Source organism: Lysobacter korlensis (assembly GCF_042434515.1).
Window position 1 is genome coordinate 74,192 of record NZ_JBHLTG010000009.1, and the last position, 21,238, is coordinate 95,429.

Annotated in this window: 21 protein-coding genes and 1 riboswitch; of the genes, 10 read left to right on the forward strand and 11 right to left on the reverse strand. The window is 70.9% G+C overall.

Annotation, left to right across the window (positions count from 1 at the left end):
• The first annotated feature begins 99 nt into the window (after window positions 1–99).
• From ACFFGH_RS28235 to ACFFGH_RS28245, 3 genes are read left to right on the forward strand one after another with little or no spacing between them, the layout of a single operon-like run.
• Entirely contained in the window at window positions 100–675 is a 576-nt protein-coding gene (locus ACFFGH_RS28235; RefSeq protein ID WP_386674915.1) for a TetR/AcrR family transcriptional regulator, read from the forward strand.
• Between the two features lie 22 nt (window positions 676–697).
• On the forward strand, window positions 698–1,897 hold the full coding sequence (locus tag ACFFGH_RS28240) for an FAD-dependent oxidoreductase (RefSeq protein ID WP_386674918.1): 1,200 nt from the start codon (window positions 698–700) through the stop codon (window positions 1,895–1,897).
• A 31-nt stretch (window positions 1,898–1,928) separates the two neighbouring features.
• Window positions 1,929–2,420: a hypothetical protein gene (locus tag ACFFGH_RS28245; protein WP_386674921.1), complete on the forward strand. Its 492-nt coding sequence runs from the start codon at window positions 1,929–1,931 to the stop codon at window positions 2,418–2,420.
• 1 nt (window position 2,421) lies between these two features.
• On the opposite strand, the gene ACFFGH_RS28250 is transcribed toward ACFFGH_RS28245, so the two are convergent.
• The 4 genes from ACFFGH_RS28250 to ACFFGH_RS28265 form a co-directional block, all read right to left on the reverse strand.
• Complete coding sequence (locus ACFFGH_RS28250; RefSeq protein ID WP_386674924.1) at window positions 2,422–3,975, reverse strand: phosphatase PAP2 family protein; 1,554 nt, start codon at window positions 3,973–3,975, stop codon at window positions 2,422–2,424.
• Complete coding sequence (locus ACFFGH_RS28255; RefSeq protein WP_386674927.1) at window positions 3,972–4,586, reverse strand: DUF2238 domain-containing protein; 615 nt, start codon at window positions 4,584–4,586, stop codon at window positions 3,972–3,974. Before ACFFGH_RS28255 ends, ACFFGH_RS28250 begins: the two co-directional genes overlap by 4 nt.
• Window positions 4,587–4,605: 19 nt before the next feature.
• The gene (locus ACFFGH_RS28260; protein WP_386674930.1) at window positions 4,606–6,027 is read right to left on the reverse strand and encodes a hypothetical protein; all 1,422 of its coding nucleotides are present in this window, start codon (window positions 6,025–6,027) and stop codon (window positions 4,606–4,608) included.
• A 177-nt stretch (window positions 6,028–6,204) separates the two neighbouring features.
• The gene (locus ACFFGH_RS28265; protein WP_386674933.1) at window positions 6,205–6,831 is read right to left on the reverse strand and encodes a hypothetical protein; all 627 of its coding nucleotides are present in this window, start codon (window positions 6,829–6,831) and stop codon (window positions 6,205–6,207) included.
• Between the two features lie 77 nt (window positions 6,832–6,908).
• Here ACFFGH_RS28265 and ACFFGH_RS28270 point away from each other — a divergent pair, with 77 nt between their 5' ends.
• Both ACFFGH_RS28270 and ACFFGH_RS28275 read left to right on the forward strand, forming a co-directional pair.
• A complete protein-coding gene (locus ACFFGH_RS28270) occupies window positions 6,909–8,441 on the forward strand; it encodes a CYTH and CHAD domain-containing protein (protein ID WP_386674936.1) in 1,533 nt (510 codons plus the stop codon).
• Between the two features lie 73 nt (window positions 8,442–8,514).
• On the forward strand, window positions 8,515–9,204 hold the full coding sequence (locus ACFFGH_RS28275; protein ID WP_386674939.1) for a response regulator: 690 nt from the start codon (window positions 8,515–8,517) through the stop codon (window positions 9,202–9,204).
• A gap of 10 nt (window positions 9,205–9,214) precedes the next feature.
• On the opposite strand, the gene ACFFGH_RS28280 is transcribed toward ACFFGH_RS28275, so the two are convergent.
• A complete protein-coding gene (locus ACFFGH_RS28280; protein WP_386674942.1) occupies window positions 9,215–11,455 on the reverse strand; it encodes a sensor histidine kinase in 2,241 nt (746 codons plus the stop codon).
• 209 nt (window positions 11,456–11,664) lie between these two features.
• Here ACFFGH_RS28280 and ACFFGH_RS28285 point away from each other — a divergent pair, with 209 nt between their 5' ends.
• Entirely contained in the window at window positions 11,665–12,246 is a 582-nt protein-coding gene (locus tag ACFFGH_RS28285) for a hypothetical protein (protein ID WP_386674945.1), read from the forward strand.
• A 94-nt stretch (window positions 12,247–12,340) separates the two neighbouring features.
• Window positions 12,341–12,838 carry a bifunctional nuclease family protein gene (locus ACFFGH_RS28290; protein WP_386674948.1) on the forward strand — a complete coding sequence of 166 codons (498 nt, stop codon included), beginning with the start codon at window positions 12,341–12,343 and terminating at the stop codon, window positions 12,836–12,838.
• 39 nt (window positions 12,839–12,877) lie between these two features.
• Here ACFFGH_RS28290 and ACFFGH_RS28295 read toward each other — a convergent pair whose 3' ends face one another.
• Entirely contained in the window at window positions 12,878–14,011 is a 1,134-nt protein-coding gene (locus ACFFGH_RS28295) for a glycosyltransferase (protein ID WP_386674951.1), read from the reverse strand.
• Between the two features lie 200 nt (window positions 14,012–14,211).
• Entirely contained in the window at window positions 14,212–14,793 is a 582-nt protein-coding gene (locus tag ACFFGH_RS28300; RefSeq protein ID WP_386674954.1) for a hypothetical protein, read from the reverse strand.
• Window positions 14,794–14,949: 156 nt separating this feature from the next.
• A riboswitch (SAM riboswitch) is annotated at window positions 14,950–15,064 on the forward strand.
• 28 nt (window positions 15,065–15,092) lie between these two features.
• On the opposite strand from ACFFGH_RS28300, the gene ACFFGH_RS28305 reads away from it, so the two are divergent.
• A complete protein-coding gene (locus ACFFGH_RS28305; RefSeq protein WP_386674957.1) occupies window positions 15,093–15,578 on the forward strand; it encodes a hypothetical protein in 486 nt (161 codons plus the stop codon).
• 81 nt (window positions 15,579–15,659) lie between these two features.
• The gene (locus tag ACFFGH_RS28310) at window positions 15,660–16,289 is read left to right on the forward strand and encodes a hypothetical protein (RefSeq protein ID WP_386674960.1); all 630 of its coding nucleotides are present in this window, start codon (window positions 15,660–15,662) and stop codon (window positions 16,287–16,289) included.
• Between the two features lie 106 nt (window positions 16,290–16,395).
• Here ACFFGH_RS28310 and ACFFGH_RS28315 read toward each other — a convergent pair whose 3' ends face one another.
• The 4 genes from ACFFGH_RS28315 to ACFFGH_RS28330 are packed head-to-tail and all read right to left on the reverse strand — an operon-like array spanning window position 16,396 to window position 20,331.
• The gene (locus ACFFGH_RS28315; protein ID WP_386674963.1) at window positions 16,396–17,199 is read right to left on the reverse strand and encodes a 5' nucleotidase, NT5C type; all 804 of its coding nucleotides are present in this window, start codon (window positions 17,197–17,199) and stop codon (window positions 16,396–16,398) included.
• Window positions 17,196–18,620, reverse strand: a complete 1,425-nt coding sequence (locus tag ACFFGH_RS28320; protein WP_386674966.1) for an ADP-ribosylglycohydrolase family protein — start codon at window positions 18,618–18,620, stop codon at window positions 17,196–17,198. Before ACFFGH_RS28320 ends, ACFFGH_RS28315 begins: the two co-directional genes overlap by 4 nt.
• Complete coding sequence (locus ACFFGH_RS28325) at window positions 18,617–19,435, reverse strand: hypothetical protein (RefSeq protein WP_386674969.1); 819 nt, start codon at window positions 19,433–19,435, stop codon at window positions 18,617–18,619. Before ACFFGH_RS28325 ends, ACFFGH_RS28320 begins: the two co-directional genes overlap by 4 nt.
• The gene (locus tag ACFFGH_RS28330; protein WP_386674972.1) at window positions 19,432–20,331 is read right to left on the reverse strand and encodes an ARPP-1 family domain-containing protein; all 900 of its coding nucleotides are present in this window, start codon (window positions 20,329–20,331) and stop codon (window positions 19,432–19,434) included. Before ACFFGH_RS28330 ends, ACFFGH_RS28325 begins: the two co-directional genes overlap by 4 nt.
• Before the next feature lie 97 nt (window positions 20,332–20,428).
• On the opposite strand from ACFFGH_RS28330, the gene ACFFGH_RS28335 reads away from it, so the two are divergent.
• Window positions 20,429–21,076 carry an NUDIX hydrolase gene (locus ACFFGH_RS28335; RefSeq protein WP_386674975.1) on the forward strand — a complete coding sequence of 216 codons (648 nt, stop codon included), beginning with the start codon at window positions 20,429–20,431 and terminating at the stop codon, window positions 21,074–21,076.
• Window positions 21,077–21,238 lie beyond the last annotated feature (162 nt).

Genomic DNA, 21,238 nt, shown 5'->3' on the forward strand with positions numbered 1-21,238 from the left:
TGCCGCGCCGTCCAGATCCGGTCGCTGGCGGATCCGGCCGGCACGCGCTACAGTTGGGCACATGCCTAAGGCAATTGCCCAATCACTCGGACACAGCATATGAGCGAGCACGCCGGAACCCGCGACCGTCTGCTCGGAGCGGCCGTTCAGCTCATCGGCGAGGTGGGGTGGCACAGCGTCAGCACGCGCCTCGTCGCCGACCGGGCGGGCGTCAACCAGGCGCTCGTGCACTACCACTTCCGCTCCGTATCCGGCCTGCTCATCGCGGCCACCACGGCAACGGCCGACACGATGCTGACCCGGGTCGCGGACGAGCTCGCCGGCCAGCCGTCGGTCGACGCCGGCGTGGCCCTGATGCTCGACGAGATCGCCCGCTACACCGCCGACGACCCGGAGGCGCTGCTGCTGCTCGAGGCGCTCCTCGCCTCCACCCGGCTTCCGGCCCTGCGCGAGCAGCTCGCCGGCACGGTACGCGGGTTCCGCGCATCCGTCGCCGCCTGGCTGCAGCGGATCGGCGCCGGGTCCGCCGCCGACGCCGAGGTCGCGGCGGCCGCGCTCGGCGCAGCGCTCGACGGCATCGTGCTGCACCACATGCTCGACCCCGAGCTGGACGTGCGCGCCCAGTCCGAGCCCCTCCGCCGCATGCTCACCGGCGCGAACACAACCACCCACTAGAACCCGAGAAGAAGGAGCAGCGATGAGAGCCCTCATCTGTGGAGCCGGCATCGCCGGACTCGCCCTCGCCTGGCACCTGGAGCGCGACGGCTGGGACGTCGAGCTGGTGGAGGCGGCGCCCGCCTTCCGGGACGGCGGCTACATGATCGACTTCTACGGCCCCGGGCTCGAGATCGCCCGCCGGATGGGCATCGAACCGGCCCTGCTTGCAGCCCGCTACGACGTGAACACGATCGACTTCCGGAACGCCGACGGACGCCGCACCAGCGGCTTCCGCGTGCCGCAGGCGGTCGCCGATCTGATCAGCCTGCTGCGCGGCGACCTGGCCCGCGCGATCGCCGACGGGGTGCGCTCGCCCGTGCGGTACGGCGTCAGCGTCGCCGCGCTCGACGACCGCGGCGACCGGGTCGACGTCACCCTCACCGACGGCACCGAACGGACCGTCGACCTGCTGATCGGCGCCGACGGGGTGCACTCCCGCATCCGGCGGCTCCTCTTCGGCGATGAGGAGCAGTTCACCCGCTACCTCGGCCACCACGTCGCCGCCTACTTCGTGCGCGACGAGACGCTCAGCCGACGGGTCGGCACCCGGTACCACACCGTGTCCGTCCCCGGCCGGATGGCCGGCGCCTACGCGCTTCGCGGCGGGCAGGTGGCGACGCTGTTCCTCCGCCGCGAACCCGATCCGGCGCTGCCCGCGGACCGGTGCGCGGCCCTGCGCGACGGCTTCGGCGACCTCGGCTGGGTCCTCCCCGACCTGCTTGCCGGGTGCCCGGACCCGTCGGAGATCTACTACGACCAGGTGACGCAGGTCGAGCTGCCCCGGTGGAGCTCTGGACGGGTGGTGCTGCTCGGCGACGCCTGCCAGGCGGTGTCACTGTTCGCCGGGCATGGCGCGTCGCTGGCGATCGCCGGGGCGAGCATCCTCGCCGAGGAGCTGCGCGGGGACACCGCCGCCGACCGGGCGTCGCTGGCCGGCGCGCTGGACCGCTACGAGCAGCGGATGCGGCCCACGGTCGACGCGACGCAGGAGCTCGGCCGGCGCACCGTGCGCTGGATGGCGCCGCCGAACCGCTGGCGCCTCCTGCTGCGGGATGCGATCGTGACGGCCTCGGGACTGCCGGGGCTCGACCGGCTGCTGGTGCGCTCCCTCACGCCCGGCAGCCACACCTTGATCCGCCCGGCGGCGCGCTCCGAACGTGAGCCGGCACGGCGGAACTGAACCATCCCCCAACGGGGTTCGTGCACACAGTGTGATCGAGTATCAGATCGGCGGGCTCCCGCTGCACATCCTGCTCATCCATGCCGTCGTGGTGTTCGTGCCGCTCACCTCCGTCGCGGTGGTGCTGCACGCGATCTGGCCGGCCGCCCGGCGGCGGCTCGGCTTCGTCACCCCGGCGGCCGGATTCCTGCTGGTCGTGCTGGTGCCGATCACGGTGTGGGCGGGCGAGTGGCTGAAGGACATCGTCGGGGCGACGCCCGCGGTCGAGCAGCACGAGGCGCTCGGGCGCACCCTCCTCCCCTGGGTCGTCGGCCTCTTTCTCGTCGGGCTCGCCGAGTGGCTGTGGTACGGGCTGGTGCCGATCACGAAATGGGGCAAGGGGCTGCCTCCGCGGCGGAAGACCGTCATCCGCTGGGTGCTCATCGTGCTGGCGCTGTTCTTCGCGATCGGCGCCACGTACGACGTCATCCTGATCGGCGACTCCGGCGCGCGCGCGGTGTGGGGCGGGATCCTGCCCCAGTGAGTCAAGCAGCTCGGTCCCTGAGCTCGTCGAAGGGCCCGCGCTGCGCGGTACGCCGCACCCCGCTGTCCGGTGGCGCGCCGCTCCCGCGATCCGGGCGGATCACCCACCAGCAGACCGCCAGCCACGCCGCACCGAACGCGAGGCTGACCAGCGTGTCGGTCGGGTAGTGCATCCCCCAGTAGAGCCGCGCCCACACGACTCCGAGCACCAGCAGCACGGCCACCGGGAGCGCGGCGTGCCGCCAGCGGCTCCGCGACCAGACGATCACGAGCAGCGCGATGCCGCAGTAGGTGACGAGCGACGCGGCGACGTGACCCGACGGATACCCCGAGGTGACCGGCACCCCCATCGTGAGATGGTCGACCTCGGGCCGGTCCCGTCCGACGATCGCTCCGGTGCCCAGATAGATGGCGGTCTCCCCCACCAGTGCGGCGACGAGGAACACCGACGGGGCGCGGTGCCGGGTGAGCGCGAGCGAGATCGGGATGGCGGCGAGGTGGACCGCGAGGATGCCGGCGGTGTTGCCCATCGCATCGATGATCGTCGCCGCGGCGGTCAGCTCCGGAGTCCGGGTTCCGACGATCCAATCGATGATCGCCTCGTCGAGTCGCTGGATCGCGGCGGAGGGCGTGATCAGCAGCAGCCCGATCCCGAGCACCGTCCCGGCGATCAGCAGCGCCGCGAGCACCAGCAGGAGCACCCCCCGGACGCCGTGCACGGGAACCCGGTCGCGGGCGGGTGCGGGCTGCAGTGCGCGCGGGTCCTCGGCACCCCGGTCCCTGAGCGTGTCGACGTCGACACCCCGGTCCCTGAGCCTGTCGGAGGGACCAGTCGAGGAGTCAGTGGCCACTTCCGCGTTCGGGCCGACGGCGAACCGCCGGTACGCGACCACGGCGACAGCCGTCCAGCTTGCGCCGACCAGCCATCCGCCCACCACCGCGATGAGCGTGCCAAAGCCGGAGAGCACCGCGAGCACGCCGAACGCCACCACGATCACCGCCAGCGTGGTGACCAGCCACCGCCGTGCGGCGGCGGAGAGTACGGGCAGCAGCACCAGCACCCCCACGGCGGCGGTGACGGTGAGGCCGAGCACGTCGTCGTAGACCGGATCCGGCGTCGTGGCGGCCTGGCTTCCCTCGCCGGTGTGCCAGGCGACGGCGACGAGCGCACCGGTCTCGCCGAGCAGCACCGCGCCCGCCGCGGTCACGGCGACGAATCCCGCCAGGCCCTGCAGCCGGCGGATCAGCAGCGCGACCGCCACGGCCGGGAGCAGCGCCCATCCGGCGTTCCGTCCGATGTCGGCGAGGAAGCTGAAGCCGTCGAGCACGGAGGCCAGCCACGGCACCGCCTGTCTCAGCCAGTCGGCGGGGTCCACGAGGGAGACCGCGGCGGTCAGCCAGCCGCCGAGGAGCGCGAGCAGCAGGGAGGCACCCAGCACACCCGCGAGCCCGACGCCGGCCGCGGCGAGGAGGCGCAGCATCCGCCCCTCATCGAGAGCCGGCGCCCCGGGGGCGGCGGAGTGCGTCGACGACGAGGTGTCGGCCGGCCGGCTCATGTGCGGTCTTCGCCGCGCTTCACCGTGCGGCCGGCTCTCGCCCAGAGCACCAGCAGCAGTCCGGCGACGAGCGAGCCTGAACCGCCGATGGCCATGTCACCGATGCTGTCGTCGTAGCCGACGTGCACCCGGATGTCGGTGAAATTCTCGACCGACCACTCCAGGAACTCCCAGATGGCGCCGAGGGCCAGCCCGAACGAGGTGGTGAGCACCGCCACGGTCACGTTCGAGTGGGCGAGGCTGCGGTCGGGGTCGTGCAGGTCGCGCACCACCCCCAGCCGGGCGAGCACCAGGTACACCATCGCCGCGATCGCCCCGTTGGTCACACCGTGGATCAGGATGTCGAGCCACGGGATCATCCGGTACCAGCCGAGGGCGCTGCTCCAGGTGGCGGCGAGCATGGTGAGACCGAACGCCGCGTCGAAGGGGCGCGGCACCTTCGTCAGCCGCGGCACCAGCAGCCCCACGAACAGCACGGCGAAGAGCAGTCCCTCGCCGATGCCGAGCATCAGCCAGGCGACCGGGACGCTGACCAGCGCCCCGATGCGGGCGATGTCGGCGATCACGCCGGCGACGCGGGTCCAGTCGTCGTCGTCGCCCTCGCCGGTCACCCCTCCACGGTAGGGGGAATCAGCGCTGTTTCGCGAAATACCTGACGCACGCGCCTTCATTCTTGAACACCGGCGATGCGTTGAGCTGCCATCCGCCGTTCAGGCACTGCGCCTTCTTCGCTTTCGGATCGGCCGGCACGCCGAGCGTGAACGGTGAGAACGAGTCGGTGAGCCCGCACACCACGCCCGGCTCGCGGGTCGTAGTGATGTTCTGCCACTGCGAGCCGATCGGCACTCCGTTCGAGTCGCGGACGACGGTGTAGTGGTAGAGGTCGATCATCCCGGGCGCCTCCGCCGCGTCGTAGCTGATGCACACCTCGACCGGTGTCGTGTGGTCGGCGGTCGTGTCGATGTGGAAGTACAGCTGCGGGTCCAGCGGAATCGTGAAGCCGCTCACCGTCGGGCCGGTCGCCGATGAGACGACGGTCGTGTCGCCCACCCCGGTCACCGACGGGAAGGTCAGCCCGACGCTGGTCGGCCCGAGCGGCACGTCGACGGCGACGCCGGATCCGGTCGGGGTCGGCACGGTGCCGGACTCTTCGGGCGGGAGGACCTCGAACGAGCGGGCCGTCCCGGCGGGCCAGTCGCGGGTCGCCGGATCGCCGACCATGAGCTGGTAGGGCCCGTAGTCCGTGTCGGTCGGCACCACGAACGGCGCGGACAGGTTGCCGGATGCGTCCACGACGCCGCTGCCGACAGGCACCGACCCGGGCGGCAGCGCGGCACCGGAGAGGATGAACCAGAAGTAGTCGTAGCCGGGCGCGAGCCACAGGCCGAGCTGGTCCCCCGGGGTGAGGCCGCTCGCCGTGACCGTCGCGGTGGCTCCCGGGAAGATCTCCGCGCCGCTGACCGTGGCGATCCGTCCGACGTTCAGCTCCTCCCCGTTCTGCATGTCGACCGCGAGCGGCACGAACCCACCGGTCGTGGTGTAGGTGCCGATCAGCTCAGGTTCGGGAAGCGGGCCGCTGCCGTCGTCGAGCCGGTAGAAGGCGAACGTGGCGCCGGGCCAGTCCGGGATCTTCTGCACCAGCGGTTCGGCCTCGGTCGCGAACGCCCGGAACACGGAGCTCAAGCCCCCGTCGCCGGGCGGGTCGTTCCAGGTCTCCGGCAGCCAGAGGTACTCGGTGGCCCCCTGCTCGTGCAGGTCAGCGCCCAGCCCGAACTCCTGGGGCAGCGCGTTCAGCGTCGTGATCTTCACCTCGAGGTAGGAGCCGGGCTGGTTGCCGAACGGCCAGTCCTCCTCGTTGGCCCCGCCGACCACCCGCTTCAGGGTGATGCCGTACTCGTCGGACGGGTCCGGCGTGACGAAGTCGATGTCGACCGGCTGGCTGACTGCGGCGGTCGCGACGGGTGTGGACCCTGCCGCCAGGAGTGCGGCGACGAGCGCTGCTCCGAGCGCCGTTCTGCGGAGAGGACGAGTGCGAAGTGCCGAACCGGACATGGGAACGTCCTTGCTGACATGGGAAGTCAGCATCGACTCCCCGGGACGGATCGATGGCTGACTGTAGCGCTGTGGTGGGACCGTTGGCAATGAGGAATTCTCAGGGGCACGGCTGCGGGCGGCGAAGCACTTCGTCCGGGTGTCTCAGATGGTGGGCCGACCAACGGGTTCGTGACGTCAGTTGCGGCGCCGCTCCGTCCGCCAGAGCAGCACTCCCCACCACACCTGCACGCCGCCGAACAGCAGGCTCGCCAGCACGCCGGCGACGGGCACGAACGGTCCGGCTAGCAGCAGAAAGGCCGGCCCGCCGATCGCGAGCAGCAGTCCGGCCGGCCGCGGATAGCGCCCGGCACGCATCGCGGACAGCCCGATCAGCGCCAGCCCGACCGGCCATGCCAACGCCAGCAGACCGAACACGACGAACTGCCACGACGCGACGAGCGGCCCGTCGATCGCCAGCAGTTCCGGGGAACGCTCAGCCAGCACCGGGAAGGCGAGGGTCTCGAGCGCGGCGAGCGCCATCCCGCCGAACGCGCCGATCAGGGTGGCGAGGAGCCCGATGCGGCCGAGCCGGCCCATCCGCTCCCCGTGTGCGGCGACGATCCCCGCCGCGCCGATCACCGCCAGCGGGAACGCGACGATCCCGGCGAAGTGGATCGCCGTCCACAGAGGGGTGTCGGCGACGACCTCGCCGATGGGCCGGTCGAAGATGCTGGGATGCAGCGGCAGCAGTGCGGCCACGATCAGTCCGCTCGCCGCGAGTGACACCGCGGCGGCACGGAGCGGCACTCTCAGCGTGGCCACGGGGCCAGGGTACTCGCGGGCGGCATCCGCGTCTGCGGTCTCGGCCGCCGTTAACGCAGCGGGTGTAGAACCGGAATATGGATCCAGAGTCGGGTGCGGACACCCGCACGTTCCGCGTCGCCGACGACGTGGACCTCCCCCTCCTTGACAGCGTCAAGGGCATCGCCGGCACGGACGGTGTCGCGTCAGCGCAGTTCTCGACCAAGTACTTCGACACCGCCGACCTCGCCCTGACCAGCGCGGGGATCACGCTGCTGCACCGGAGCGGCGTCCCCGATGCCGGCTGGCGTCTTGAACTGCCCGCGCCCGATGGCGGCGCCACGGTGCTGCGCCGTCCGGGCATCGGAACGAATACCGTCCCGAAGCCGCTCCGCGATGCGCTGCACCTCCATACACGCGGGGCGACCCTCGTGCCGATCGGTCGCACGCGCACGGACCGACGAACGATCTCGCTGCTCGACAAGGCCGGCACGGCGGTCGCGCGCCTGCGCGACGACCGGGTCTCAGGCAGTGCTGCCGCACCTGTTGACACCGGGCCACTGCTCGCCTGGCGGCAGTGGACGGTCGAGCTGGCCGACGGCAAGCGAAGGGTTCTCGACGACCTCGGCGTACTGCTGGAAGCGAGCAACGCGACGCGCGCAGCTCCTGAGCCGGAGCTCGCCCGCATCCTCGGCGACCGGGCACCATCCTCCCCCGGCACGGACGAGCCCAAGCGGATCCGCGGGCGCAGCTCCGCCGCGGATGTCGTCGGCGCCCACCTGCGCCAGCAGCTCGCCGAGCTGGAGCACTGGGACGTGCTCACCCGCTGGGACGCCCCCGACTCGATCCACAAGCTGCGCGTGGCGACCCGGCGGCTGCGGAGTGCGCTGGCGACGTTCCGTCCCCTGCTGGACCGGGAGCAGACCGACCCGATCCGCGACGAGCTGAGGTGGATCGCGGGCCTGCTGGGCGAGGCGCGCGATCTGGAGGTGTCGCACGAGTACCTATCGAAGACCATCGCCGACCACCCCGTTGAGCTGATGATCGGACCGGTTTCGCAACACGTCGACCGCGAGCTCTCAGGCGAACACCGCGACGCGCGCGGTCGCGCCGTCGAGGCGATGGGCACCGAGCGGTATTTCACGATGGTCGACCGCCTCCGGGTCCTCGTGGCAGATCCGCCGTGGACGCCCGGGGCCGAGAAGCGGGCCGCCAAGTTGCTCCGGGGCCGGGTTACCGCCGACTTCAAGCGACTGCGGAAGCGCGTGGCCGCCGCTGAAGTCGAGACGGATCCCGAGAAGCGGGTCGTGCTGCTTCACGATGTGCGGAAGGCGGCGAAGCGCACGCGGTACGCCGCCGAGGCGCTTGTACCCGTCCACGGCGAGGACGCGGAGCGGTTCGCGGCCGCGGCCGAGCGGGTCCAGGAGGTCCTGGGCGACCACCACGACGCCGTCACGCTGCTCCCCCGCATCCGGCAGCTCGGGGTGCAGGCACATCTGGACGGCGCGAACGCGTTCAGCTACGGCCGCCTCCACGCGCTAGAGCAGACGCGGATCGCCGAGCTGGAGGCCGAGTACCGCGACGCGTGGAAGGCGGCATCCCGCAAGAAACTGCGGCGCTGGCTGAGGTAGGCCTGGCCGGCACCCCTCGCCCTTGGCCGCCGGCCGGTTGCGCCCGGCGTCCCGGCGCGACGACACTCGGAACGTGGCGACCGGATCCAGCCTCTCCCGGCTCCGGGTGCTGATCGCGGAGGACCAGTACCTCATGCGTGAGGGCACCCGGCGGCTGCTGGCCGAGGTTCCGGGCGTCGAGGTGGTGGGTGAGGCGTCGGATTTCGACGGCGTCGTCGCCGAGTTCCGGCGGTTGCGGCCGGATGTGGTGCTGATGGACATCAAGATGCCGCCCGGGCACTCGATGGAGGGCATCGACGCGGCGCATCTCATCAAGGGCGAGGCTCCGGAGACCGGAGTCGTGATCCTCAGCCAGCACGAGGACGAGGGCTACGTCTGGGCGCTGCTGGAGCACGGGGTCGCCGGGTACGGCTACCTGCACAAGGTGCGGGTCGGCGACGTGGAGCAGCTGGTGCGGGCGCTTCGCGAGGTGGCCGCCGGCGGGTCGGTGCTCGACCCGCGGATCCTCGAGACGCTGCTCGACCGACGGTCGAGGAAGCCGGGTTCACCCGTGTCGCAGCTGACCCCCGGTGAGCTCGACGTGCTGCGGCTGATGGCGGAGGGCAGCAGCAACAGCGCGATCGCTGCGCAGCTGGCGATCGCGATCGGCACGGTGGAGAAGCGGATCGCGGCGGTGTTCGCGAAGCTGGGCGTGCCGGAGCAGTCGGATCTCAACCGCCGCGTCGCCGCGGTGCTCATCTACCTGCGGGAGTCCGGCTCCTGACCTTCGCGGGTCACGCCCGTTCCTGCCTTCCGGTTCGGGGGATGCCGTCGTCGAGCCCCGCGATCCGTTCGACGCGGGCGCGCACCCGGGTGCCGCCGCCCGGCAGGTCACCGACGGTCAGGATTCCGCCGAGCGCCTCGATCCGGTCACGCATGTTCTGCAGGCCGGTCCCGGAGCGGGTTCCCGCGGCGCTCATCCCGGGACCATCGTCGCGGACCTCCAGCGTCACGCCGCCGGCATCCTCAGCGAGGGACACTCCGATGCGGGCACCGGGCGCGTGCTTCACCGCGTTGGTGAGGGCCTCGAGCGCGACGAAGTAGAGCGCCGTCTCCACCGCGCGGTCGAAACGCCGGCCGCGGACGCCATAACCTGCCTCCACCCGGATGTCCGCCGGCAGCCGAGCCGCCTGCGCGGAGAGCGCCGGGACGAGTCCGCGGTCGGCCAGCAGGCTCGGGTAGATGCCCCGGGCGAGCTCCTGCAGTGCGAACACCGCCTCCTCCGCCTCGTCGGCGAGCTCGGTGAGCGCCGTGTCGCGCCGGCCGCCCGTCTCGGCCGCGCGGCGCAGACGGGCGGCGAGCGACACGAGCCGCTGCTGCGCACCGTCGTGGAGGTCCCGCTCGATCCGTCTGCGCTCCTCGTCCTGCACGGCGACCAGCCGCTGGCGGGAGTCGTGCAGCTCCGCGGCCTGCCGCTCGATCTGCTCGAGCCGCTGCCGGAGCTCCTCCTCCAGGCGGAGGTTCCGCAGGGCGAGCGCCGACTCCCGGGCCACCACGGTGAGCAGCTCGGCCTCCTCCCGGGTGACGGCATGGGCTGCGCCGCCGCACGCCAGCAGGCCGAGCAGTGCGCCACCGGAGACGAGCGGCGCGACGAGCCTCGGCTCCTCGGGCAGCACGCCCCGCACGCTCTCGGCGACCGGCGGCGGCAGATCGCTGAGCGGGACGGCGCCGGACAGACCGCTGAGCACTGGGACGGCCGGCCGGGGAAGCAGCGCGGAGAGGCCGTCCCCTGCGCCCGCCACGGCGAGCGGCCGGAGTGTTCCGGCGCCGTCCCCGGCGAAGTAGAGCCAGACCCCGGCCCAGCCGGACCCGAGCGACGTTCGGAGCCCGTCGGCGATGCCAAATCCGAGCTGCCGAGCACCGGGCGCCGCATCGGCGATGCCGTTCAGCCGGGCGAGGGCCATCAGCCCGCTGGGCTGGTCCCCGTAGAGCAGCCGCGACAGCCTCCGCTCCAGCCGCCGCCGCAGCGGCTGGGCGAGCAGCGCCACCAGCAGGGCGAGCCCCACGGCGGCCGCCACCCGGGCATCCGGCCCGCCCAGGCTCACCCCGGCCAGCAGCGCGACGCCGAGGAAGCACACGGTCAGCACACCTGAGGCGAGGGTGAAGACGAGTCCTCTCGGGATCACGACGTCGATGTCCCACAGGCGGTGCTTGAGCACCGCCACGGCAACCGCGATGAGCGGCAGCGGAACGGCCGCGAGGACCAGGGCGCGCGCCGCCGCCGCCAACGGCTCCGACTCGATCGCGTGCACCGGCACGGTCTGCAGAGCGACCGACACCGCCGCGGGGACCAGCAGCCACTTGATCTGCTGCCGCACGACCGGCCCGCCGGTGTGGAAGCGGTGCAGCAGCGCAGCGACGGCCGCGATGGGCGCGAGGGCACCGAGGACCGCGGCACCGGCGGCGGCCACGGCGAAGACCGGATGCGCATCGCTCCCCGCCGCGAGCGGGCCGGCGATTCCGGCGGGCGGCTGCACCCGGACGAGTGGTGGGGGTTCCCCCGGCGGCGCCAGCAGGTACGCCAGCAGCGCGAGGGTCGGCATGACGACGGCGACGGCGATCGTGCCCCGCCGCGCCAGCGGGTGGTGGAACGCGCCGTCAGGGAAGGTGACGATCGCGATGACCCACAACGGCAGCAGCGCACCGGCGAGCAGCCACGACGCGGCCAGGGCGATCCCGCTTGTCCACCCAGGGACCGCGACGGCGGTGTCGCCGGCCGACAACACGCCGGCGGCCAGCACTACTGCGCCGAACAGCACTCCGATGGCGAGGTGCGTCTGGCCGTACCGGTTGCCCGGCCGCCGCCAGAGCAGGAACGAGCCGAGCGCCGCGGTCCCCACGGAGATCACGGCGTACTGCAGCAGGCCGCCCGGCGCCGTCTGCCCGCCGGCCGCGTGCAGCCAGAGCCCGGCGGCGGTGCAGAGGATCGCCGTCGCGGCCAGGATGGCGACCGCGGTGCGGGGAATCCGCTCCATGCACGCCATTGTGGCGCGATGGCCGGACGCCGGGAAGCCGCCTCCCCCGACGGGATCGTAGGGCTATCCCCCACGAAGATGGCGGCTTCCCGCTCCAGGTCCGGAGGCTTCCCGGCTTCTCGGCCGGAGCGTCCCCGCCATACCGTCGGCGCAACTCATGCGAACCGCCGCATCCGGCGGCGCTTCAGGAGCGAAAGGAGAGGAACACCATGCAAACACGAACCGCGACCCGTGCGTCGGCGGAGCCGCGCACCTCGAACCGGACTCGATGGGTCCTCGTCGGCGCGCTCGCCGTCGGGGCGGTGCTCGGGTTCGCCGGCAATTTCCTTCCCAGAGGCGGCGACCTCCAGAGCGTGTTCTACGCGGTCAGCGCCGCGGGGCTCATCCTCGGCTCGGTGCTGCTCGCCCTGCGGCGCGCCGCCGCCGGCGACCCGCTGGTCGCGGCCGGTTTCGGTCTGCTCGCGCTCGGGGAGACCCGGGTGATGAACCCGGTCGCCGCGCCCGGCAGCGAGGAATCCTTCGCCGTCGGCGTGCTGCTCTACGCGCCCGGGCTTCTGCTGATCGCCGCGTCCGCGTGGGCGCCGGTGTGGGTGCGGGTCGTCGGAGCGCTCGCGGCCCTCCCGTTCGGCGGGCATGCGCTGATGTACCTTTCCGGGGCCGAGGTGAGCAGCGCGGGTCCCGTCGCGAGCGTCGGATACGGGCTGCTGACCCTCACCGTGGCTGGCTGGATCGTGACGGTGCTTCGCTCTCCGAAGTCCCTGTCGGAGCCGGCCGGACTCGGGGCTCCGTAGTCGCGCGGCGGAGGCCCGACGCGGCTCCCTGAACCCGGACTCATGGACCTGTCCTACGATGGCGCCGTCATCCCGTCGAGTTCTGGGGGTTGCCATGGTCCAGGTCCGCGTCGTCGGCCTCGCGGTCGATTCCCGCTCGCAGCCCGTCATCCTGCTGAAGCCGATCCTCGAAGAGCCCGGCACCGGCACGATGCTGCCGATCTGGATCGGCGCGCAGGAGGCGACGTCGATCTTCATCGCCGTCGAGGGCGCCGAGGCGCCGCGGCCGCTCGCCCACGACTTGATGAAAACCCTCCTCGAGACCGTCGGCGCCGAGGTCGAGCGCGTCGAGGTGACGAAGATCGAGGGCGGCACCTTCTACGCGGAGATCACCCTCGTCACCCGCGACGGCCGGCGCGTCCTCGATGCCCGCCCGTCCGACTCGATCGCCCTGGCCGCGCGGGTTGACGCGCCGATCTGGGTCGCCGACGAGGTGCTCGAGGAGGCCGGAATCGTCGACGAGACCGAGGGCCCGCACGAGGACGAGGAGGCGAAGCTCGCCGAGTTCAAACGGTTCCTCGAAGAGGTCGACCCGGAGGACTTCCAGGGCTGAGCACAGACTGCCTCGGAGCGTGTCGCGAGGGACCGCGGATCACGGCGTTCCGGCGAGCGCTTCGATCCGGTCGGCCCCCACATCCGCTCCGCGCTGTGCCCGAAGACGCTCCCCGGTCCGCGCGGCGGCCTCCCTGATCTCACGGTCGTTGAGGATCCCGCGCACGGCGTCCCGGATCGCTTCCGGTTTCGCGTTGCGATGGAGGGTGCGGCCGAGGCCCGGTGACTCGACGACCTTGCCGATCATCGGCTGGTCCGAAAGCGGGTTCGTTGGCATGATCAGCAGCGGCACCCCGTGCGCGAGTGCCCGCATCGTGGTGGCGTGGCCGCCGTGCCCGATCACCAGATCGGCACGCGGCAGGATCTCGCCGTGCGGCGCGCGTCCTCGGATCTCCACATTCGGGAGGGGTCGCAGGTTGCCCGTGAACTGGACGCCGCCCGTCGTGACGATCCCCCGCACCCGCGGCTCACCGCGATCGAGCTGTCCGAGCGCCGCGACGATCCGCCGGTAGACGTCCCCCTGGTTCTTCAGCCACACCGTGCTGAGGCTGACGAGCACGAGCGCCGGCTCACCAGGCGTCCTCGGCTCCGTTGGAACCCCTCGCTCCGTGGTTCCAAGCCACTCGAACGCGAATCGCGACGAACCATTTCCGGCCGGGTCGAGCACCGGATCCGTCGCCAGGAGCCGAGCGTCCGCGCGGTCGAACAGTGCGCGCGGCGCGACCCCGAACGGCCGCAATAGTGCATTCAGAGCGCCATTACCCAGCCCCTCGTTCCACAGCTGCCCGAACGTGTGGAACAGCGCCGCGGTCGGGATACCGCTGGCCAGCACCTCGCGGATCGCGCTCAGCATGGCCCCGTCCACGACGACCACGTCCACCGGACGACCCGCGAGCAACGCCCCCACGTCCCTCGCCACCGCGCCGCCGACCGTGATCCGGCCGGCCGCGCGCGGTAGCCCCACCCACCCGGGCTTGCGCGTCACGTCGATGTCGGCGAGCGCCGGCAGCGGCAGCTCCATGAGACCGGAGGGGATCCGGTCGCCCCGGCGGATTAGAATCCCGGCGACGGCGACCCGATGGCCTCGCCGCGCGAGTTCCTCGGCGATCGCCACCGTCGGCGGCACGTTCCCGCCGAGGTCACCGCTGATGAACAGCACATCCAGTGCGGTCATGACCAGAGCCCAGGGATCGGGCGCGTATCCAGGAAGACCGTGGTTCCGGTGCGCGTCCTCGGCCGTGTGATCGAGCTCGCAGACCCGCCATCGCTGGTGGAGCGATCCTCGAGGGACCGGAACGGGCACGTGGATGCTGATCTGGATTTCGTCCGAGATGCGCGGTGCTGAGCCGTCGCCGGCGAAGCTCTCACCGACCGTCAGAACTCCGCAGCGTAATTCGCGCGGAAGACCTCGTCACTCACCGCGGCAAGCTGGCGATCCCGCCAGATGAGCCAATCGCCCGGCAGCAGCTCGAGCGGGCCGGTTGTGAGCCGCACCGTCAGCACCCCGGTCTCCGGGTCACGCATCGCCAGCCGCTGGGCAGGGTGCTCCGCGGTGGGGAGCGCGATGAGGTGGGTGGCGTGACGCTGGAGCAGGCGGAAGATGGCCAGCGCGCTTGCCCGGTCTCCTCGGTACTGCTCGGCCGGGACCCGTCGCGCTCGCGATCGGTACCCACGTGGCGATTCGGTCCGCGGACGCGACCGGTCGTCGCCAGCCGACTTCGCCACCGGACGGGGCGACCAGCCCTCGGGGACGGAGAGGTCGAAGTCGCCCACCGTGTCATTGGTGACCTCGATCGTCTGGCCCAGCTTGTCGGACAGCGTCAGCGTACGGACACCATCCACCGTCCGATCCTCGGTGACCTCGGCGGCACGCTGCGTGGGCTTCTGCCAATCCCAGGTGACGAGGTGGCCGACTCGCAGCCGATCGATGCTCTCCAGCCGAATCTTCGTGATCATGTCTTGCTCCGTCCTGCGTCGGCACGCGTCGGGTTCGGTGCCGTATGCGGCGACAGTAACGAGCACCGCCGACATCCGCGGATGTCGGCACCCGAGAGCGAACCTTGAAGTTCTCCCGAACGGGGATGTCAGTGGCTTTCGCCATACTGGGGACAGGTTCCAGAGCGACAGCTGTCAGTACCTAGCTGGCTGTCCGGCAACCCCGTCCATCGACCGGGTGCCCTAGGGGAAGAGCCGGTCCGCCGCAACCGCGTGCGGGCAAGTCCGATGGAGGCGTCGCCTCTGTGAAGGAGGTTCCGATGTCTGACGACGTGACCATGGCCGACGGGTACTGGAGCGGCCTCCCCCTCAGCCGGGCGCTCGAGTGGACTCGGGTGTTCTTCGACTTCCCGCCCGCGTTCCCCGGTCCGTCGTTCATGAACTTCGCCTACCGCGGATTCAGACGCGGCCGGCCGGGCGGCTTCCCGGAATGGTCGGATGCCGCGCGCGCCGGCGAGCGCGTCGCGATGACTCCGGAGCACTACTACACGCTCCGGCTGACGCTCGGTGTGATCCCGCCGAGTCAGTACGCGCGGCACCCGCACAACTTCGAGGAGACCAACCCGTACGGCTATCCCGTCAAGCCGCTCCGGCTAGACGAGTGGGGCATGTGGGTCGGGCTGGTGAACTCCGGAACGACGCCGCTGCGTGCGACGCGGCTCGTCCTGTCCGGCGGAACGGAGCTGCCGCAGGGCTTCTTGATCAACCTCGAGAACGGCACCATCGCGACGACCGACGACGTCTGAGGACACGAATGTCAGTGGTATCCCCCACGCTCGAATCCGCTCGACGACGAGCGACCCCACCCGACCCGAAGGAACTTACCCATGACCGACGACAACTACACCGCCCTCCTGCTCATCATCGACCGAAGCGGATCGATGAGCAGCATCCGCGACGACATGGTCGGCGGCCTGCAGACGCTGCTGGCACAGCAGGCGTCTGAGCCAGGGATGCTGACGGTGGACGTGCTCACCTTCGACGACGTCATTGAGGTAACTCACACCATGGCCGACCCGGCCTCCGTGCAGATCGAGCTCGACCCGCGTGGGAGCACCGCGCTGTTCGACGCGATCGGCTTCGGGGTGCACGGCTTTGGCAAGCTGCTGAGCGACCTGCCTGATCATGCGCGACCCGCCACCGTGCAGGTCGTCGTGGTCACGGACGGCCACGAGAACGCCAGCCGGGAGTACTCGGCGGACGCCGTCCGCAAGCTCGTGGAACACCAGAAGGAGAAGTACGACTGGGATTTTGCCTTCCTCGGCGCCAACCAGGACGCCGTGCTCACCGGAGGGCGCCTCGGCTTCGACCGGGACAGCTCCATGACCTTCGACGCTGCGCCCGAGGCCGTCGAGGTGATGAACGCCTCGCTCAGCCGCTACGTCGGGGACGTGCGGAAGAGGAACAAGCGCGGCTTCAGCGACGACGAGCGCCACAGCGCCCGGGGTGAACGCTGAAACACTGAGGCGTGCGGCCGCGGCACCACGTGTCGCGGTCCCCGCGCTGTCCACTGCGGATCACCGACGCGGCCCGGGCGACCGGCTCCGTGCGGCATGCCGCGTCCTACACCGCCGCTTCGTCGACGACAGTCCAGCCGTCTCCCATTCCTTTGCAAGTCGGCTCGACCGGCGGGTACGGCACCTCGGCAAGTAGTTCAGACCCGTCGTCTGGGACGAAAGCGTTCAGTGGCACTGGCGAGGCATCTCGCTGGCGAGCAAATGCCGCGGCCGTGAGTGGCTTCCACCGCCCGTCACTGCCCCACTCGAAGAAGTGGCGGTGAGAGCCCAGCGTGACTGCGACATGAACCACGTTCGCGTCGCCATTGCTGCCTGGAAGCCGGTAGAAACGGCGACTGGTCCGCGGGATGTCGGGCGGCGGTGCATAAGACCTCCTCCGTCCGCCTTCGACGCGCCGCTCCAGGTATCGGACAACGTGCCACCAGTCGGGAAATGAGCTGGAGGAGAACCAGATCCGCTCGCCAGAGAACTCCCGCGCTCCGCGCTCCCCTCGGTCGTCGACGAGAAAGTCCCCCATGTTCAACTGCTTGTGGTGCGACAGAATCAGCCGCTTGTAGACGGGCGAGTCATCGTCCGCGCCGAATGTGTCGCGGACCCACTCGACCTTCTGCTGCCAGGCGCTCGGGTTGTCCCACGGCGCAGTGGAGAGGATGTACACCTCGAACCGCTTCGAGAGCCGGTGAATTGCCTTGACGGCGTCCGGCATCGGCCTCATCAGGCCGAAGATCCCGGGTGCGTCGTCGTAGCTGCCCGCATACTTCTCGAGCTTCGCCGACGACAGACGATCGATGCCGGAACTGAAGTCGACGAGTGTGTTGTCCATGTCGATGTAGAGGATCGGCTTGGTCACGCACTCACCACCTTCCGTGCCGCCTCGACCAGGAAGTTCTTGGGCCGCGCGTCGGGGAGGGCCGCAATCACTTCTGCGAGCGCCGCCTCGAACGGTACGCCACGGTGGCGGGCCGCGTACAGGGCCGCGACAGAAGGCGTGCGGCTCTGCGCCTGCACGCAGTGCAGCAGCACCGTCTTCCCCTCGGCGCGGAACGCGGCGATTGCATCGGCGGCATCGGCTAAGACCAGCGGCAGGTTCTTGTTCTTCTCGGGGTCCGGGTCGTCGATCAGCCACGCCTCGAAGTGGTTGTCCGGATCGACGCGCGCCTGCTCGCCGCCGACCCGGCACAGCGAGACGACCGCGTCCGTCTCGGCGACGTCCAGCGAGCCGACCGCGCCGATCCACACGCCGTCGTCGTGCGGGTGCTGCACCAGCGCCGACACGTCGCCGTAGCCGCGGTATTCGATGCGCGCGGCCTCCGGCCACCCGGAGGAGTCGGATCGGCCGCCGTTGACAGCCAGGGACGCGAGCCGCACGAGATCGCGAGCGCGGTAGCCGGGCCAGCCGTGGAGCATCCGTACCCATCTGGCGGGCACGGTGGAGGCGCCGTACCGAGCTCCGGCCAGCGCTCCCGCGATCGCGGCCACCGTGTCGGTGTCGTGTCCGCATCGCACCGCGCGCTCAAGCGTGTCGACGAGACCGTCCCCGTGGGTGATCGCCGACCACGCCGCCTGCAGGGCCTGGACCACCCATCCGTTCTTCGGAAACTCGAACGGCTGCTTCGCCTCCGCCTCGTCGACGCGCTCGGCCCAAAGCGTCCGCCGGTCCTCCGGCAGCGACGCGAGCTGCGAGTGGAGGTCCAACTCGCCGGTCAGCACAGCGTGGCGGATCGCCAGGCACCAGAGCACGCAGGCGTCGCCAGCATCCTCTTCGTAGTGCGTCAGGCTGCTGACCCGCCGTGCTGCGACGGCCAGCCCTTCGGAGTCGTCGAGGTAGGCAAGCGCGATGGGGGCCGTGCGCATCAGGGATCCGTTGCCGCCGGAGCGGCCGGTGTCCGCGTGAACCGCCATTGCGGAGGCCAGCGCCTCGGCCTCGGTCGCCTCGCGGACGAGCCGAAGCACCGCGCTGGTTTGCACGCCGACGTCCTTCGCGCTCTTCGTCCACTCCTTCCATTCCGCGACGACGCGGCCGAGCACCGCGGGATCGTCGAAGCGGCGCCCTTCGGCCGCGATGCGGGCGAGCGGGATGGCCATCGACGTGTCGTCGGTCCACTCCCCCGGCTCGAATCCGAAGGGTCCGTCGCCCTTCATGACAACAGGGACGTGCTCGGGCAACGGGGGCTGAAATTCGTACCCTGCGCCGAGGGCGTCGCCTGCGGCGAGCGCCAGTAGCGTGCCGGCGGCGCGGTCCTTCTGTGCGGTGGTGAGCCTCTTGGTCATGCGTCCTCCTCTGCGCCAAGCGAAAGCCGGGCATCGTGATACTTCTTCGCGAGCCGCTCGCGCGACTCGGGGTCTAGGCGAGCGGTCCGCCACTCGAGCGTGTTGTCGTCGATGTCGGCGAGCTTCACGGCACGCGCGGCGGGGTGCTGGCGGATCCGCTCGTAGTACCTCGCCACCTTCTTCTTCGATCTCGGCCGGGTCAGCAGCCGCACCACCTCGACAATCTCCGGCGCTATGCCGGCGGCGAGCAGGTCCTTCCGGCTGAGGCTCGTGTCTTCCAGCACGTCGTGCAGCCAGGCGGCGCAGTGCTCCACCGGCTGGGTGACCGGATCGAACGTCGCCGCGATGCGTCGCGGGTGCTCGATGTAGGGGTCGCCGAGCTTGTCGGTCTGCTTGCGATGCGCCATCCGGGAGATCGCTTCGGCGCGGATCGCCTGCGCAACCGCTTCGTCCCTGTCCATCGTGACCCCTTCCTCGTATGTCATTGCCAGCACTGCGTTCTGGAACTCTTCGACGGTCCAAACGTGCTCCGCCTCGGGGGCTGCGGGAACCACCGGCACCGCTGCGAGCAGCGGAAGGGCTTCGACGACCCGCGGATAGAGTTCGGCGAAGGTGCGCTCGTCGTACTCGAGCAGCGCTCGGTCGGCTCGGTCGTCGTCCGGCAAATCTCCTCCCATGAGATGCCAGCCGTCGCCGCTCCACTCGTAGTTCACGCTGAATGCCCCGTGCGGAACGATCGCGTACCCGGCCAGAAGCCGATATTCGGGCTCGGTGACGTGCAGGAAGAAACGTCGCGCATGTTCCGGTGCGGTCATGCCATCTCCAGCAAGGGGTGCTCTTCGTTGAACGCCGCCAGGTGCAGCAGCGCGTCGACTTCGGCGAACAGCTCCGCCACGGCGGTGTCGTAAGGAGTGCCCAGCGCGATTCCGGACACGGTGAGCTGCTCGTTCCGCGAACCTACCTGGTGCGCGATGCCAGCCTCTCGCTCCAATACGAGGGGCATCGCACCGAGGTTCCGGATGAACCGGCGGGCAAGCCGCGACTCGGTACGCACCGGAGGGGCCAGCCGGGCGTCCAGCAGTGCGCCGTCGAGGATGCCCTGCCAGCGGGTCTTCAGGGCGGCCGCGCTGCCGAAGATCTCGGCACCGAGGATCTTGCCGCCGATGCCGAGCACGACGCCCCGCTGGCCGTCGATGAGCCGAATCGGTGTGCCGCCCGACCGGTCAAGGTGGTCGAGCATCGAGGAGCTGGCGGTCGCGCCGAGCTGCTCCTCGTAGCGGTGGATGCGACCCCACACCTCGCTCTGCGTGTCGTGCTCGGCGCGGCGGCCGACGTTGCCGTGGCGTACGCTCGGGGCAGCTCGCCGTCCGCGGGAGGTGTGCGTCATCCCACCGTTCCAGCGGCGGGCCTCGACGCAGAGGGCGTCGAGCGGGCGCTGTTCGTGCGGCGTCAGCACGAGGCTGCGAGCCACCATGCGGTCCTGCCAGCCACCCTCGACGAGGTCGCCCTCCAGCGCGACGAGCGGCTTCGCGCTGCCGTTCTGGACGAGCAGCTCGCTCACCGCCGGCCCGTCCTCCCGCTCGGTGACCCGGAGGTCTGCGGCGTTCCAGCTGAAGCCGCTGGCCGAGGGACCGTCGCCCCAGATCGGGAAGACGGTCAGGCCGTCCTGGTAGACGCCGTGTCCGACGTGAAGGGGTGCGTATCCGTTCATCGAAGCCTCCTTGTTAGCGCGGGGGGCGCGCTATTTCCCGATTCGAACGATAGAGGCAGCCACCGACATTTGGCAAGAGCCGCGCTAACCTGGAGTCGTGACGCAGTACAGGGACTCATCCGGCCGGACACTCGAGGACTACCCGCGCCCGTCCGTCGCCGTTGACACCGCGGTGCTGACCGTGCCGCCGGACGGCAGATTGTCCGTGGTGCTCGTGCGGGACGGCGACGGCTGGCGCCTTCCCGGAACGTTCCTGCATCCGGATGAGCGGCTTCGAGACGCAGCGCTCCGGTCGCTGCGGGACAAGGCCGGGATCGTCGACCTCCAGCCACGACTGCTTGAGGTGTTCGACGACCCGGACCGCGACGACCGCGGCTGGGTGCTGTCGGTGGCGCATATCGCCGCGGCGGCACCGCCCCGGCTCACGCTCGATGAGAGCACAACCCGGGTCGCTCCGGTCGGCGGGCTGCCGCCGCTTCCGTACGATCACGACCGCATCGTCGAGCGCGCGGCCGAGGAACTGCGTGCCGAGTACCGGCGGCTGCCGGACCCCGCTCGCTTTCTCGAGCGTCCGTTCACCCTGCGTCAGCTGCGGAAGCTCCACGAGCGGGTGCTGGGCCGCGACTGGCACCGCGACAGTTTTCGTCGGCTCATGGAGCCGCAGGTTGAGGCGACCGGCGAGATCGAGGGCGGGACGGTCGGCAGGCCGGCGCGGCTCTGGTGGCACAAGGATGGGTCGCGCTGATCCGACGAGGCCCGCATGGGCCGCGAGAAAGGACCCAGCACGAGAACGGCGCTGGAAGTCAGCGGGGATACCGGGGAATTCTTCTGCGCAGGGACCGGAGACATCTTCGGAGGGCCGCACTCCGGTTGCACCAGCGGTGCCGATCTACAGCTCCCGCGAGCC